Genomic DNA, 14697 nt, shown 5'->3' with positions numbered 1-14697 from the left:
AATATTTAAGAGAACTTTTTTAATATCATTAATAAGATTGCTAACGGCACTACAAATTCAAATAACATCTGAAACGCCGGAATAACTTCAAACACCGGAAAGGCAGTTTTGGTAAAATTAATCGTCGTTTTGGCAATATCCGCAAGGGGGCGAATTAAAAGATTAATTCCAGAAAGACCAAGTAATCAATTCAACACACCAACAGAAGCGTGCTGAATCCCACATGATATGGCACTAAATAAACCTCAATAAGAACAGTTGGGTGTCGGAATTAAATCATCCATATTACCACTTATTCCGCCACCAATAAAAGCGGTTGAATTCAAAATGTTAAAATCGTATAAATAATAATGATATTCAGTGCTTTCATTTTTCTTTTTATATAGTGGAAAAGTTAGCGTAAAAATATTAATTCCATACATTACATCAACTTTGGCATTGTAAAAATGCAATTTATTACTAGTAGCGTTTCATAGTTGGTTATCATATGCTTTTAACACATTAAAATCTATTTGGTAAGAACTTTTACCAGTGTTAAAACCATTAGCAATTTGTTTATCTTTAACAAAAAAATAGGAACGAAAAATCATATTCTTAATATTTTCTACTGTTGAACCGAAGTTAATTAAATACTGTTTGGGATAAAAAGTAATTAAGGAACGATAGAAAAACCCCATTTGTAAAACATTTTTAGGAATTTGTTGCATTCCTTTATAATCTAATTCTACATAAGTAGAAGCATCCATATCAAAACTAGCATAAAAGAATTGCACAAAAAACTCACCTAAAACTTTATAAATTTTATTAAATAAATCATTAATGAAATCAATAGTTAAATCTTTTTGATAATGAAACATAAAATCTTTAAAATCAAATTTTAATTTGTCATCATAGCGTAAAAAATGAAAGGTATTACCATAATAATTAACTTGTCCAAAAAAGGTATTAATAAAATCTCCTCCAAAACTTGTTCGCGAACCAGATTTTCAAAGCGATTTACCATTTTCTAAAAACTCATTATTACCCACAATGCTACCATGTTCAGTTTTTATAGTAATAACATCACCAAAACTAGAAAAGGAAAGTTCTCTAAAAATAACTTTTTCAATGAAACCAGGCGGATATGAATTTTTGCGACTTAAACTAAATTTACTATTCTGTTTAAAGCCATTTAACTTAATTGATATTTCATTCATATATTTAAAATTATCATCAAAGAAATTAAATATGGGTGTTCAATAGAGATACGAGTAATTAAATTTATCAAAATCTCGGCGTTGTATCATTAAATAATCAAGTTTATCTTGAAACTGATTATATTGATACTCACCATCATTTTTAGTTATTACTGTTGGTAATATTTGCTCGTTCTCTTTTTCTGATAAAGAAGGCATTTCAGCAGAGAAGGAAGTTATACTATAAGATAATCCTATTGATTTAGTAAATGTTATCTTAACTTTAATTATCTCAGAAATTTGATAACCAAAATCTGAATCTAAATAACTAAAATCATGGTATTGTTTTTTAACACCATTATTTTTATAAAAATTAATTCAATCTTTATTTTTATTTCCAAGAGATAAACTAAAAATGCGAGTTCGTTTAATTTCAAGAGGCAAATCTATGTTATCTTGAAATTTAATTTTAGCACCGCTACCAATTTTACTAGGAATTAAAAAACTATTATACATACTAGAAAACTCCAACTCGCAACTTTCGCCACGTTGACTAGGGTTAGTGGTGCGTTTTTCTCTTTTCATAAAGAGGATTGTTCCATATTGGGTTTTGGTGGTTGTTTTGTATCAAAGAAAGCGCCTAACGGTACCAAACTAATAAACATTATAATAAATCAAGAAATAATCTTATCCATCTCATCACGCCTTAAAACTCTTTTTTATCGCTTTAAAAGCATCAGAAAATTTATATTGATTATGGTGTGGACATTCACAATTAACAACTTGCATTTGATGCTTTCTAAAAATTTTATTAAAGTAATAACCCCTAATAATTAACTTAATACCAGTTATTAAGAAATAAATAATTAATAATCAAATATAAACATTAAAAAATACACTTTGAAAATTTAATGGTATAAAATCTTTAAAAAATTTATCCCCTTTAATTTGAAGGACCGTTAAAAATATTCAAATTATAATAACAACACTATGAAGTATAATAAAAAAATGTATAAAACCTAAAACGCTTTTAAATCATTTAATACCTAATATTTTCTTTAATTTTTTCATTTTTAACTCCTTAAAATTAAATATATTGTTGATAAAATACAAATCGTTCCTAAAATTTGGAAAATCGGATGTTGAGAAAATAACCTTATCATTGGTTTAAACAAATCTAAAATTTTAATATTATTTGATAGAACTTTATTAAAATATTCTAAACCCTCGCGCACATAGGCTCATAAACCTAAAAAGTCATTTAAAGCAAAAATAGAAAAAACAGCAACAAGAATAAATAAAATTATCAATTTAAACATTTTAAAAACCTACCTTTTTATTCGCCGTCCATGTTGATTAACTCACGGTCTATTTTTAGGACTATTACCACTGAATTTCTTAATTGGACCACTAGATGATTTTTTCTTTGCTCCTCAATTAGCAACTGATTTTTGATATTTTTTACGAAAACCAACTTTTGGTCGTTCAATATGAATACCTAAAATACCACCAATTACAAGATTTATTACAAGCATAATTAGCGGAAAAATAATAACGCGAATATCTGTTCCCGGAATGGTTAATGTTCAAATTAAATCAAAAACTTTATAAAACATATCGCCAATCAAACTAGCCATTTTTTCTAAGTTTTCCATTTTTTAAACTCCTTTACTTGTTTTTCTTCTTCAGATTATTTTTTAACTTAGTAAGTATCTTACTGAATTTTTCCATTTTTAAATATTCTAATGCTTCAATATCCATTACATTATCATTTCAAAATTTATGTTGATAATTATCGTTCAAAGCACGATTACTTAATTCACGCAAGAATGATAAATATTTATTATCATAAAGATTTAAAATTGACATCGGAATTTTCAATTTAAAGAAATAAATATCTAATTCCGGAATGCTACGATACTTGATTTTGCGACCTTTTTTATCATTTTTTGCATTAATTAGAGTTAATCGTCATTGTTCGTATTCGCTTACCGATTTAAAAGTGCCATAGACAACTTGCAAATAGGGTCGGAAAATACTAACCGGTTTTTTTCTAATGCCAACAATTATTGAATTCGCAATATCACGAACTTTAACTCATATATGTTCAGCTCGTTGTCCGCTTGCTAATACGATATGGGTAAATTGTCGAGCCGAAGCGAAATATTCTTGTAAACCTTGGGTTACTCTATCATTTTCTTTATAGTCAGTTCCTTCTAAAAATAAGTTAGTTTCATCTCATAACAGCAAATGCTTTTCTTCTAATATCGGATAATTATAATCTAATAAAGACATATGCCCTAATGAAAGCATTTGTTTATCCGTAATCGGAAAAGTAGAAATCGTTTTTCAACCACTTAATAAGTAAGAAGCTAAAACCATTAAAGCGGTTTTTCCAGTTCCTAAGGCACCAATTACTAAATTTAAAGGTGAATTTAATAAGAAATTAATAAAACTACGGCGAGCAAAAAAATGAGAAATTTTAGTATATAAAACATACAAAGCAATTAATAAATAAATAATATCAAATAACATTCTTCAACTTTGGGAATTATAATAATGCAAAATCGCACCATAGAATCACGCAATAATAAATAAAGTGCGATTTAAAGTCACAAAATCATATAATCTTAAATTTATTTTTTTAAACAATAGCATCACTTAAATCACACTTTCTTTATTTTTATTACTATCTGCCAGGCATTAATTTTTCAAACATTTTGAAAGCGATTAAAAATAAACCAATAATCACGCCAAGCAAGAAAACTCAATATGTAGCAAAGAAATTAACGACATTTGGCATATTGCCACCAATAATATCAGTTCAAATATTACCAAATGCTTTAATTAATGCTTTTCATAAGTTAGTAACCGCTTGTTCACCAGTAATTGCTACTGGTGTATTTCCTTCTACTAAGAAATTTATTAACATATAATCACCCCCTTTCTAAACAAAATATGATTTAACCTTATAAAATAAAATAACCATAAATAAGACAGTGAATACTAATACCATTCAAAAGGCAATATTTGCTATTAAAAGTCAAAGTGGTTCTTTGGTTAAATCAATTTCTTTACCAGAAACTCACGCCGGAATAGTTGTAATTTGGATAAATAAATCTCAAAAATACAATTTTGTCATTTCTCAATCTAAATCTTTTCAAGCAACTAAAAACATAATAATTACCGCTTAAAAGGTCAAAAGAGTAGAAAAATAATTGCTGAGAAGAGCATTACAATTATTAAAATTGAAAACAAAAATAGAACTTGGGGTGGTAAATCAGCAGTTGGATAAATTAATTCAATTAATTCAATAATTATTTTTTTAAACATTTTCTAAACCTACTTTTTAATTTCTTTTTCATCTTGTTCTAACAAATTTCGTTTAAACTTTGCAATAAATATTCGTTGTGAATAAGTAAAATCTTTTGGTAGCTGTTTTGCTTCACTACCATATTTCTTTTTATCTTTAAAAAACCGATAAATATTAACCGCAATATAGTATGCTAGTAATAATGTTAAAATCGTAAAAAATACTAATCCAAATATACTCATCTTTCTTTTCTCCTTAATTTTCTAATTTTTTAATATGCAATATCAACACAAAGTCAATTATCACCGACTAAATCAGTTCTAACAGATTCAACTGCAGATTTAGACGCTCAAAATTTTTGTTCTAATCCAGTTTTTTTATTAATAGAATATATAAACTCTTGACAATAATCTTTGCCATACTCATCCACATTAACTCACATTTTCATTTCTAAAACTCCTCAAAAAAATTGCAATAACTTAGTTAAATAACTCAAACTCAACTAACATCGATAATTAACGGGCGGAGCATACGCTTTCCGCACCGTTTAAACACCATAAAAACTAACTAAAATATTTTTTTATTTACCCTTATTCTTAAAACACCGTAAAACATTTTTAAAATGAATTTTTAAAATAATCAAAACTTACAACCTTTTTATCATGTTCTTTTTCAGCAACAAAAAAACCTAACAACTCATGACCTAAAATCAAACTAGACTCTTGACCTTTATCATTAATAAAAACTAACCGATATTCACCATCTCTAATTATTCCTATACAAATAGAATTTTCATATTTTCCTTTATAAACAAATCGTTTCGAAAACCAAATACCAGTAGATTCATACAATCACGGAATTGCTGGTGCTTTAATAAGTACTGCATTTTGTGTTTCTTTTAAAAGATATTTTTCAGTGTTTAAAAAAATATTTTCAATATTTCTCATATACATACCATCCTTACAATATTTAGTTATATTAAACTAAGTTATATTTAGCTTAGTTATCTAACTAAGTTAAATATTTATTTTTTTAAACATTTATGTTTAACAAAATTTGTTAGTAAACTTCGTTTACTAATTAACTTAGTTTATTATTATCAAGGCACAAAAAAATACAAGGCATAACTAAAAATAATAAATATTAATTTAACCTTATATTTCTTGTAATAAATAAATGAGCTCATATTTATTAATTAACAGCAAGTTTGTAAAAACCAAAATCTTGTCATATGTATATGGTTTCTATATCATTATCAAAAGTATGTAATATACCACAGACTTATGACAAGCACAAGAAGTTTTTTAAAAAAGGGACAAAAAATTATAAAATAATGCGAGAAATTTTTAAAAATAATTTATAATGAAATTCCAAGGCAAAGAGACTGTAGATTAATTTTTGGAGAAAGGAAAGAGTGTTATTAATTTTATTAATTAGTAAAAATTCACGAAAGGAATTTGATTAATATGAAAAAACTTTTAGGATTATTAGGAACAATGACAATAGCAGGAAGCGGAATGACTGGAATTGTTGGAAATGTCTCGGCTCCAACAAAAAATGAAATTAAAAAAGAATATATAATTACAAAAATATTAGGTATAAATCAAAGAATTAGTTCTATGGCAATCGATAGTCAAAGTAATGTATATTATGGTACTGAGAGTGGGCTTGTTTATAAATTAAAAAATAATGAAGTAATTGTATCAACAATTACTGGTATAGAAAATAATTCTCGTATTGAATCAATAACAATAGATAATAATGATAATGTTTATTTTGCTACATCTACAGGTGGATATAAATTAAAAAATAATGAAATAACTGCAATAAAAATTTTAGGAATAAAAGATTATGTTTGATTATCACTAATTGATAGTCAAAATATTGTATATTTTGTTTCCAATAATGATGGAATTTATAAATTAATTAATAATAACAGTAACGCAGAAAAAATACCTAATATAATAGGTAAAGTTTTAACTTTTATTATTGATAAAAATGATAATAAATTTTATTGAATAGAAAATAAAGGCATTTTTTTATTAAAAAATGGTGAAGATAAACCAATAAAAATATGCGGAATAAAAGGAAGTTGAGGATTTTTAACATTTGTTGATAATAACAATAATGTATATATTAATACAAAAAAAGAAAATGGACATTCTCTTTATGTTATAAAAAATAATGAAAATTGAGGAACAAAAATTAAAAATATAAATACAGGACGAAGCCCTTCAATTGCGGTTGATAATAATAACAATGTTTATATTGGAACTAATAATCACGGTGCTTTTTTATTATCAAATACTGAATTAGTTAAAGAAAAACCAAAGGCCAAAAAAATTAATGAATTAGAAACTAACTCTATGATTAATTCCATTGCAGTTGATAGTAATAACAATATTTATTTTGGCATCCATAGAATTGGACTTTATATAATTAAAAATAATACAAAAATAGCAAGAAAAATTAATGAAATAAATAGTAGTGTATTTATTATTAAAATTAGCAATCAAAATAATAAAGTATATGTATCTGAAGCAGATTATAAATCTACAATGGATGTAGAATACCTAATTAATATTATTAATTAACCAGATAAATATCATAATAGTAAAAAATGTAGTGTAAAGAAAATGAAAAAATATTATCAATTTTAGGTTGTAACCAATCAGTTCAACAACAAGTGGAACAACAAATTTAATTTCTTGTAAAAAGAAAATAACAATTTAAAATATAGGCAAATTATTTTCTTAAAAATTTTTGTAATGTTTGAAATGGGGTTTTAGTGTTTAATGCTGAATGACAGCGTTCAAAGTTATAAAAGTAATAATATTTGTTTAAATAATGTTGAAGTTCATTTTGATTTAATTTTTTATCCTTGGAATAAAATAATTTGTTATAATGTTGGTGGAAACGTTCAATCTTCCCATTGGATTGAGGCGAACGAATTGGTGTCGTTTCGTGAAACGATTGCGCTTTTTGAAAGAAAGGTTGTAAAAGGCCTTTCTTTTACTTTATATGCTTTTTTATTACTTCAATTAGTAGTGGTAAATTCCGGAGCATTATCAGTACGAAGGCGTTTAATTGTTATGCCAAGTTCGCTAAAATCTTTCATTGCTCTTTGCACGGCATTAATTGCGTTATTAGTTCCTAAACTATCATAAACATAGCCAAATACTATGCGTGTTATTTCGTCAATGAAATCATAAATATAATATTTTTTATCAACCGGAAAATTTGATGTGGTAATAATTTTAGCATCCATTTGTAAAAGACCAATCTCAGAAACTTCATAACGCTTAAAATAGCGTTTAGTTTGTTTAATTTGCTGTTTTAATTCTTTTCAACGAGGGTCAGATTTAATTCAACGATAAAAAGTTTTGATATTTTTAGGAACTTCTGAATTTTTAATATCGTGAAAACCGATTTTTAAATTGTTAAATAAAGACCACATTCCACCGGCTTGAAGATTTTTGTAATCAAAATATAAATCACATACTTTTTCACGAGAATTTAAGCTATATTGATAATTAAGATTTTGTGGTTTTGTAGTTTTAAACAATAACAAATCTAAATTGTCAGAATAATAAGCGGTCATAATTTTTTCTGCCCAACGATAAAAGGTTTTCGTTGCATTCTTAAAATATTTTTTAATAAGTTTTGTTAAAGTAGTTTCTTCCATATAAAAATAAGTGCATAAATTTAAATAGGCAGTAATGCGTTTTTTAGTTTTATAGTAATAAGGATTACGGCTATTAGCACTTAATCAACTTTGGATTTTTGCTTTTAAATCTGCTAAATCAGCTTGAGAAATAATATATTTCATTTTTAAACTCCTTAAATTAAGAAAATCGTATTACAAAAAATACGATTTTCAAAAATATTTATTAAATTATTAATTAATTAGGGTTTTCCAGCTGAAAATGAGGTTATATAATAATCATTACTTTTAAAACTAATAGAAAATTTAACATTAATAATCTTATCAATTAAATAACCAATACTATTCTTATAAGTGCCATAAACTCCATTATCCTTATAAAATTTCACAATTTTATCAAGGACAACACCTTTTTCAATTTCAAAACTTATATAATTATGATATTTAAATCGTTCTTCTATATCGCTAGGTAAGGGGCTAATGCCACCGTAAAAAATTAAATTGCCTATATTTTGCAATGAATATGGATATTGAAGTAATGTATTATCTAAACTAACAAACTCCAAATCATATTTTTTTTCAATTTTACTATTAACAGAATTACAAGCAGAAACTAATATTACATTTATTAAACTTAATGCGGTTAAACTTTTTTTTCACATAAATAAAAATCCTCCTTTCAAAGAAATTACATTATATAATAATTAGAGATATTTAAGAAAACTTTTTTAATATCATTAATAAGATTGCTAATGGCACTACAAACTCAAATAACATTTGAAATGCCGGAATAACTTCAAATACCGGGAAGGCAGTTTTTGTAAAATTAATCGTTGTTTTAGCAATATCCGCAAGGGGGCGAATTAAAAGATTAATCCCTGAAAGACCAAGTAATCAATTTAACACGCTAACAGAAGCATGCTGAATACCACAAGATATAGCACTAAATAATCCCCAATAAGAACAATTAGGCGTAGGAATTAAGTCATTCATATTACCACTTATTCCGCCACCAATAAAAGCTGTTGAATTCAAAATGTTAAAATCGTATAAAGAATAATGATATTCAGTACTTTCACCTTTCTTTTTATATAGTGGGAAAGTCAGTGTAAAAATATTAATTCCATACATTACATCGACTTTGGCGTTATAAAAATGCAGTTTATTACTAGTGGTGTTTCATAATTGGTTATCATACGCTTTTAAAACATTAAAATCTATTTGATAAGAACTTTTACCAGTATTAAAACCATTGGCAATTTGTTTATCTTTAACAAAAAAATAGGAACGAAAAATCATATTTTTACTATTTTCGATTGCCGAACCAAAGTTAATTAAATATTGTTTGGGATAAAAAGTAATTAAGGAGCGATAGAAAAAGCCCATTTGTAAAACATTTTTAGGAATTTGTCGTATCCCTTTGTAATATAATTCTACATAAGTAGAGGCATCCATATCAAAACTGGCATAAAAGAATTGTACAAAAAACTCACCTAAAACTTTATAAATTTTATTAAATAAACCATTAATAAAATCAACAGTTAAATTTTTTTGATAATGGAGCATAAAATCTTTAAAATCATTCTTTAATTTGTCATCATAGCGTAAAAAATGGAAAGTATTACCATAATAATTAACTTGTCCAAAAAAGGTATTAATAAAATCTCCTCCAAAACTTGTTTGCGAGCCAGATTTTCAAAGCGATTTACCATTTTCTAAAAACTCATTACTACCCACAATGCTACCGTGCTCAGTTTTTATAGTAATAACATCACCAAAACTAGAAAAGGAAAGTTCTCTAAAAATAACTTTTTCAATCATATCAGGATAAGGATATGAATTTTTGCGACTTAAACTAAATTTACTATTTTGTTTAAAACCATTTAATTTAATTGAAATTTCACTCATATATTTAAAATTATCGTCAAAGAAATTAAAAATAGGTACTCAATATAAATAACTATAATTAAATTTATCAAAATCTCGGCGTTGTATCATCAAATAGTCTAACTTATCTTGAAACTGAATATAATCATACTCGCCATCATTTCTAGTTATTTCCGTGGGTAACGGTTGCTCTCTATCTTTTTCAGGTAGAGGAGACATTTCCGCTGAGAATGAAGTTATATAATAATCAGTACTTTTAAAACTAATAGAAAATTTAACATTAATAATCTTATCAATTAAATAACCAATACTATTCTTATAAGTGCCATAAACTCCATTATCCTTATAAAATTTCACAATTTTATCAAGGACAACACCTTTTTCAATTTCAAAACTTATATAATTATGATATTTAAATCGTTCTTCTATATCACTAGGTAAGCGACTAATGCCACCGTAAAAAATTAAATTGCCTATATTTTGCAATGAATATGGATATTGAAATAATGTATTATCTAAACTAACAAACTCCAATTTACAATCATTACCACATTGACTAGGATTTGTGGCTCGTTTTTCTCGTTTCATAAAGAGAATTGTTCTATATTAGGTTTTGGTGGTTGTTTTGTATCAAAGAACGCCTCTAATGGCACCAAACCAATAAACATTATAAATAAATCAAGAAATAATCTTATCCATCTCATCACGCCTTAAAACTCTTTTTTATTGCTTTAACAGCATCAGAAAATTTATAATGTTGATGTTGTGGACATTCACAATTAACAACTTGCATTTGGTGCTTTCTAAAAATTTTATTAAAGTAATAACCTCTAATAATTAACTTAATACCAGTTATTAAGAAATAAATGATTAATAATCAAAAATACACCTTAAAAAATACACTTTGAAAATTTAATGGTATAAAATCTTTAAAAAATTTATCCCCTTTAATTTGAAGGACCGTTAAAAATATTCAAATTATAATAACAACACTATGAAGTATAATAAAAAAATGTATAAAACCTAAAACACTTTTAAATCATTTAATACCTAATATTTTCTTTAACTTTTTCATTTTTTAACTCCTTAAAATTAAATATATTGTTGATAAAATACAAATCGTTCCTAAAATTTGGAAAATCGGATGTTGAGAAAATAACCTTATCATTGGTTTAAACAAATCTAAAATTTTAATATTATTTGATAGAACTTTATTAAAATATTCTAAACCCTCACGCACATAGGCTCATAAACCTAAAAAGTCATTTAAAGCAAAAATAGAAAAAACAGCAACAAGAATAAATAAAATTATTAATTTAAACATTTTAAAATACCTACCTTTTTATTCGCCGTCCGTGCTGGTTAACTCACGGTCTGTTTTTAGGACTATTACCACTAAATTTCTTAATTGGACCACTAGATGATTGTTTTTTAGTTCCTCAATTAGCAACTGATTTTCGATATTTTTTATGAAAACCAACTTTTGGTCGTTCAATATGAATACCTAAAATGCCACCAATTACAAGATTGATAACAAGCATAATTAGCGGAAAAATAATAACGCGAATATCTGTTCCAGGAATGGTTAAAGTTCAAATTAAATCAAAAACTTTATAAAACATATCGCCAATCAAGCTAGCCATTTTTTCTAAGTTTTCCATTTTTTAAACTCCTTTACTTGTTTTTCTTATTCAGATTATTTTTTAACTTAGTAAGTATCTTACTGAATTTTTCCATTTTTAAATATTCTAACGCTTCAATATCCATTACATTATCATTTCAAAATTTATGTTGATAATTATCATTCAAAGCACGATTACTTAATTCGCGCAAGAATGATAAATATTTATTATCATAAAGGTTTAAAATTGACATCGGAATTTTTAATTTAAAGAAATAAATATCTAATTCCGGAATGCTACGATACTTGATTTTGCGACCTTTTTTATCATTTTTAGCATTAATCAGAGTTAATCGTCATTGTTCGTATTCGCTTACCGATTTAAAAGTGCCATAAATAACTTGTAAATAAGGACGAAAGATACTAACTGGTTTTTTTCTAATGCCAACAATTATTGAATTCGCAATATCACGAACTTTAACTCAGATATGCTCGGCTCGTTGTCCACTTGCTAATACGATATGAGTAAATTGTCGTGCTGAAGCAAAATATTCTTGTAAACCTTGAGTTACCCTATCATTTTCTTTATAGTCAGTTCCTTCTAAAAATAAGTTGGTTTCATCTCATAACAGTAAATGTTTTTCATCTAAAATTGGATAATTATAATCTAATAACGACATATGCCCTAATGAAAGCATTTGTTTATTAGTAATTGGAAAAGTAGAAATCGTTTTTCAACCACTTAATAAGTAAGAAGCTAAAACCATTAAAGCGGTTTTTCCAGTCCCTAAAGCACCAATTACTAAATTTAAAGGGGAATTTAATAAGAAATTAATAAAACTACGACGAGCAAAAAAATGAGAAATTTTAGTATATAAAATATACAAAGCAATTAATAAATAAATAATATCAAATAACATTCTTCAACTTTGAGGATTATAATAATGCAAAATCGCACCATAAGAATCACGCAATAATAAATAAAGTGCGATTTAAAGCGACAAAATCATATAATCTTAAATTTATTTTTTTAAACAATAGCATCACTTAAATCACACTTTCTTTATTTTTATTACTATCTGCCGGGCATTAATTTTTCAAACATTTTGAAAGCAATTAAAAATAAACCAATAATTACACCAAGCAAGAAAACTCAATATGTAGCAAAAAAATTAACAACATTAGGCATATTACCACCAATAATATCGGTTCAAATATTACCGAACGCTGTAATTAATGCTTTTCATAAGTTAGTAACCGCTTGTTCACCAGTAATAGCTACTGGTGTAGTTACTTCTGCTAAGAAAGTTCTAAACATATAATCACCCCCTTTCTAAACAAAATATGATTTAACCTTATAAAATAAAATAACCATAAATAAGACAATAATTACTAATACCATTCAAAACGCAATATTTGCTATTAAAAGTCAAAGTAGTTCTTTGGTTAAATCAATTTCTTTACCAGAAACTCACGCCGGAATAACTTTAATTTGAATAAATAAATCCCAAAAATACAATTTTGTCATTTCTCAATCTAAATCTTTTCAAGCAACTAAAAACATAATAATTACCGCTTAAAAGGTCAAAAAAGTAGAAAAATAATGGCTGAAAACAGCATTACAATTATTAAAATTGAAAACAAAAATACAACTTGGGGTGGTAAATCAGCGGTTGGATAAATTAATTCAATTAACTCAATAATTATTTTTTTAAACATTTTCTAAACCTACTTTTTAATTTCTTTTTCATCTTGTTCTAATAAATTTCGCTTAAACTTTGCAATAAATATTCGTTGTGCATAAGTAAAATCTTTTGGCAATTGTTTTGCTTCACTACCATATTTCTTTTTATCTTTAAAAAACCGATAAATATTAACCGCAATATAATATGCTAGTAATAATGTTAAAATCGTAAAGAACACTAGCCCAAATATACTCATCTTTCTTTTCTCCTTAATTTTTTAATTAATTTATTTTTTTAAACAATTATGTTCAACAAAATCAACACAAAGTCAATTATTACCAACTAAATCAGTTCTAATAGAATCAACTACAAATTTAGACACTCAAATTTTTTGTTCTAATCCAGTTTTTTTATCAATAGAATATATAAACTCTTGACAATAATCTATACCAGGCTCATCCACACTAACTCACATTTTCATTTTTAAAACTCCAAAACTATTTTTTTTACTACATCAAATCAAAAAATTGCAATAACTTAGTTAAATAACTTGTAGAAACCATATACATATGACAAGATTTTGGTTTCTACAAACTTGCTGTTAATTAATAAATAAATACGAGCTCATTTATTTATTACAAGAAATATAAGGTTAAATTAATATTTATTATTTTTAGTTATGCCTTGTATTTTTTTGTGTCTTGTTGTTGATAAACTAAGTTTTTAGTAAACGAAGTTTACTAACAAGTTATGTTAATTTAGTTTAAAGAAAGAGTTTAAAGAGAACTATATTAAACTAAGTTAAAAGACTAAGTTAAATATAACTAAGTTAATATAACTAAATATTGTAAGGGTGTGGTATGTACATGCGAAATATTGAAAATATTTTTTTAAATACTGAAAAATTTCTTTTAAAAGAAACGCAAAAGGCAATGCTTATTAAAGCACCAAAAATTCCGTGATTATATGAACCTGCTGGTATTTGGTTTTCAAAAAAATTTGTTTATAAAGGGAAATATGAAAATTCTATTTGTATTGGAATAATTAAAGATGGTGAATATCAATTGGTTTTGGTTAATAATAAAGGGCAAGAATCTAGTTTGATTTTAGGTCATGAGTTATTAGGTTTTTTTGTTGCCGAAAAAGAACATTATAAAAAAGTTGAAAGTTTTGATTATTTTAAAAATTCATTTTAAAGCTGGTTTATGGTGTTTTAACAATACGGGGGGTAATATAATAAAAAAATACAAAAAAACTTAGTTAGTTTTTAAGGTGTTTAAACGGTGCGGAAAGCGTATGCTCCGACCGTTAATTATCAATGTTAGTTTGAGTTATTTAACTAATGTAATATA

Annotated in this window: 25 protein-coding genes; 2 read left to right on the top strand and 23 right to left on the bottom strand. The window is 25.8% G+C overall.

Annotated features, from left to right (window positions below; translation table 4 throughout):
• Window positions 1–5 precede the first annotated feature (5 nt).
• The 11 genes from AAHM88_RS04395 to AAHM88_RS04345 all read right to left on the bottom strand — a co-directional run bounded on the left by AAHM88_RS04395 (window position 6) and on the right by AAHM88_RS04345 (window position 5435).
• On the bottom strand, window positions 6–1691 hold the full coding sequence (locus tag AAHM88_RS04395) for a hypothetical protein (protein ID WP_342262333.1): 1686 nt from the start codon (window positions 1689–1691) through the stop codon (window positions 6–8).
• Window positions 1673–1870, bottom strand: coding sequence for a hypothetical protein (locus AAHM88_RS04390; protein WP_342262332.1), 198 nt, complete (start codon window positions 1868–1870; stop codon window positions 1673–1675). The genes AAHM88_RS04395 and AAHM88_RS04390 overlap by 19 nt, the downstream gene beginning before the upstream one ends.
• Window positions 1863–2246, bottom strand: coding sequence for a hypothetical protein (locus AAHM88_RS04385; RefSeq protein WP_342262331.1), 384 nt, complete (start codon window positions 2244–2246; stop codon window positions 1863–1865). The genes AAHM88_RS04390 and AAHM88_RS04385 overlap by 8 nt, the downstream gene beginning before the upstream one ends.
• Before the next feature lie 2 nt (window positions 2247–2248).
• Complete coding sequence (locus AAHM88_RS04380; protein ID WP_338967003.1) at window positions 2249–2494, bottom strand: hypothetical protein; 246 nt, start codon at window positions 2492–2494, stop codon at window positions 2249–2251.
• 9 nt (window positions 2495–2503) lie between these two features.
• Window positions 2504–2830 carry a hypothetical protein gene (locus AAHM88_RS04375; protein WP_342262330.1) on the bottom strand — a complete coding sequence of 109 codons (327 nt, stop codon included), beginning with the start codon at window positions 2828–2830 and terminating at the stop codon, window positions 2504–2506.
• Between the two features lie 13 nt (window positions 2831–2843).
• A complete protein-coding gene (locus AAHM88_RS04370; RefSeq protein ID WP_342262329.1) occupies window positions 2844–3827 on the bottom strand; it encodes a hypothetical protein in 984 nt (327 codons plus the stop codon).
• Window positions 3828–3864: 37 nt separating this feature from the next.
• Window positions 3865–4107, bottom strand: coding sequence for a hypothetical protein (locus AAHM88_RS04365; RefSeq protein WP_342262309.1), 243 nt, complete (start codon window positions 4105–4107; stop codon window positions 3865–3867).
• Window positions 4108–4122: 15 nt separating this feature from the next.
• Window positions 4123–4353, bottom strand: a complete 231-nt coding sequence (locus AAHM88_RS04360) for a hypothetical protein (RefSeq protein WP_342262328.1) — start codon at window positions 4351–4353, stop codon at window positions 4123–4125.
• A 164-nt stretch (window positions 4354–4517) separates the two neighbouring features.
• The gene (locus AAHM88_RS04355) at window positions 4518–4730 is read right to left on the bottom strand and encodes a hypothetical protein (RefSeq protein ID WP_215825617.1); all 213 of its coding nucleotides are present in this window, start codon (window positions 4728–4730) and stop codon (window positions 4518–4520) included.
• Window positions 4731–4759: 29 nt separating this feature from the next.
• Window positions 4760–4936, bottom strand: a complete 177-nt coding sequence (locus tag AAHM88_RS04350; RefSeq protein ID WP_342262327.1) for a hypothetical protein — start codon at window positions 4934–4936, stop codon at window positions 4760–4762.
• 169 nt (window positions 4937–5105) lie between these two features.
• Window positions 5106–5435 (bottom strand): hypothetical protein, encoded by a 330-nt coding sequence (locus tag AAHM88_RS04345; RefSeq protein WP_215826203.1) that lies wholly within the window; start codon window positions 5433–5435, stop codon window positions 5106–5108.
• A gap of 519 nt (window positions 5436–5954) precedes the next feature.
• Between AAHM88_RS04345 and AAHM88_RS04340 the strand changes: the two genes are divergently transcribed.
• Window positions 5955–7082 carry a hypothetical protein gene (locus tag AAHM88_RS04340; RefSeq protein WP_342262326.1) on the top strand — a complete coding sequence of 376 codons (1128 nt, stop codon included), beginning with the start codon at window positions 5955–5957 and terminating at the stop codon, window positions 7080–7082.
• A gap of 151 nt (window positions 7083–7233) precedes the next feature.
• Here AAHM88_RS04340 and AAHM88_RS07465 read toward each other — a convergent pair whose 3' ends face one another.
• From AAHM88_RS07465 to AAHM88_RS04285, 12 genes are all read right to left on the bottom strand, one after another.
• Window positions 7234–7413 carry an integrase core domain-containing protein gene (locus AAHM88_RS07465; protein ID WP_425289539.1) on the bottom strand — a complete coding sequence of 60 codons (180 nt, stop codon included), beginning with the start codon at window positions 7411–7413 and terminating at the stop codon, window positions 7234–7236.
• The gene (locus AAHM88_RS04335; RefSeq protein ID WP_342262325.1) at window positions 7388–8317 is read right to left on the bottom strand and encodes a transposase family protein; all 930 of its coding nucleotides are present in this window, start codon (window positions 8315–8317) and stop codon (window positions 7388–7390) included. Before AAHM88_RS04335 ends, AAHM88_RS07465 begins: the two co-directional genes overlap by 26 nt.
• A gap of 77 nt (window positions 8318–8394) precedes the next feature.
• Window positions 8395–8814: a hypothetical protein gene (locus tag AAHM88_RS04330; protein ID WP_342262324.1), complete on the bottom strand. Its 420-nt coding sequence runs from the start codon at window positions 8812–8814 to the stop codon at window positions 8395–8397.
• Window positions 8815–8866: 52 nt separating this feature from the next.
• Window positions 8867–10627 (bottom strand): hypothetical protein, encoded by a 1761-nt coding sequence (locus AAHM88_RS04325; RefSeq protein WP_342262323.1) that lies wholly within the window; start codon window positions 10625–10627, stop codon window positions 8867–8869.
• 103 nt (window positions 10628–10730) lie between these two features.
• A complete protein-coding gene (locus AAHM88_RS04320; RefSeq protein ID WP_342262322.1) occupies window positions 10731–11114 on the bottom strand; it encodes a hypothetical protein in 384 nt (127 codons plus the stop codon).
• Between the two features lie 3 nt (window positions 11115–11117).
• On the bottom strand, window positions 11118–11363 hold the full coding sequence (locus tag AAHM88_RS04315) for a hypothetical protein (RefSeq protein WP_338967003.1): 246 nt from the start codon (window positions 11361–11363) through the stop codon (window positions 11118–11120).
• Window positions 11364–11373: 10 nt separating this feature from the next.
• Window positions 11374–11700: a hypothetical protein gene (locus AAHM88_RS04310; protein ID WP_342262321.1), complete on the bottom strand. Its 327-nt coding sequence runs from the start codon at window positions 11698–11700 to the stop codon at window positions 11374–11376.
• A gap of 13 nt (window positions 11701–11713) precedes the next feature.
• Window positions 11714–12634: a hypothetical protein gene (locus AAHM88_RS04305; protein ID WP_342262320.1), complete on the bottom strand. Its 921-nt coding sequence runs from the start codon at window positions 12632–12634 to the stop codon at window positions 11714–11716.
• Window positions 12635–12735: 101 nt separating this feature from the next.
• Window positions 12736–12978: a hypothetical protein gene (locus AAHM88_RS04300; RefSeq protein ID WP_342262319.1), complete on the bottom strand. Its 243-nt coding sequence runs from the start codon at window positions 12976–12978 to the stop codon at window positions 12736–12738.
• A gap of 15 nt (window positions 12979–12993) precedes the next feature.
• Complete coding sequence (locus AAHM88_RS04295; protein WP_342223610.1) at window positions 12994–13224, bottom strand: hypothetical protein; 231 nt, start codon at window positions 13222–13224, stop codon at window positions 12994–12996.
• Between the two features lie 164 nt (window positions 13225–13388).
• Window positions 13389–13601, bottom strand: coding sequence for a hypothetical protein (locus tag AAHM88_RS04290; RefSeq protein WP_215826178.1), 213 nt, complete (start codon window positions 13599–13601; stop codon window positions 13389–13391).
• Between the two features lie 30 nt (window positions 13602–13631).
• Entirely contained in the window at window positions 13632–13826 is a 195-nt protein-coding gene (locus AAHM88_RS04285) for a hypothetical protein (RefSeq protein ID WP_342262318.1), read from the bottom strand.
• 385 nt (window positions 13827–14211) lie between these two features.
• On the opposite strand from AAHM88_RS04285, the gene AAHM88_RS04280 reads away from it, so the two are divergent.
• Window positions 14212–14541: a hypothetical protein gene (locus AAHM88_RS04280; RefSeq protein WP_342262317.1), complete on the top strand. Its 330-nt coding sequence runs from the start codon at window positions 14212–14214 to the stop codon at window positions 14539–14541.
• Window positions 14542–14697 lie beyond the last annotated feature (156 nt).

This window comes from Spiroplasma endosymbiont of Dromius quadrimaculatus (genome assembly GCF_964031155.1).
GTDB lineage: Bacteria > Bacillota_I > Bacilli_A > Mycoplasmatales > Nriv7 > Nriv7.
This window is presented reverse-complemented; position numbering and strand designations above follow the sequence as displayed.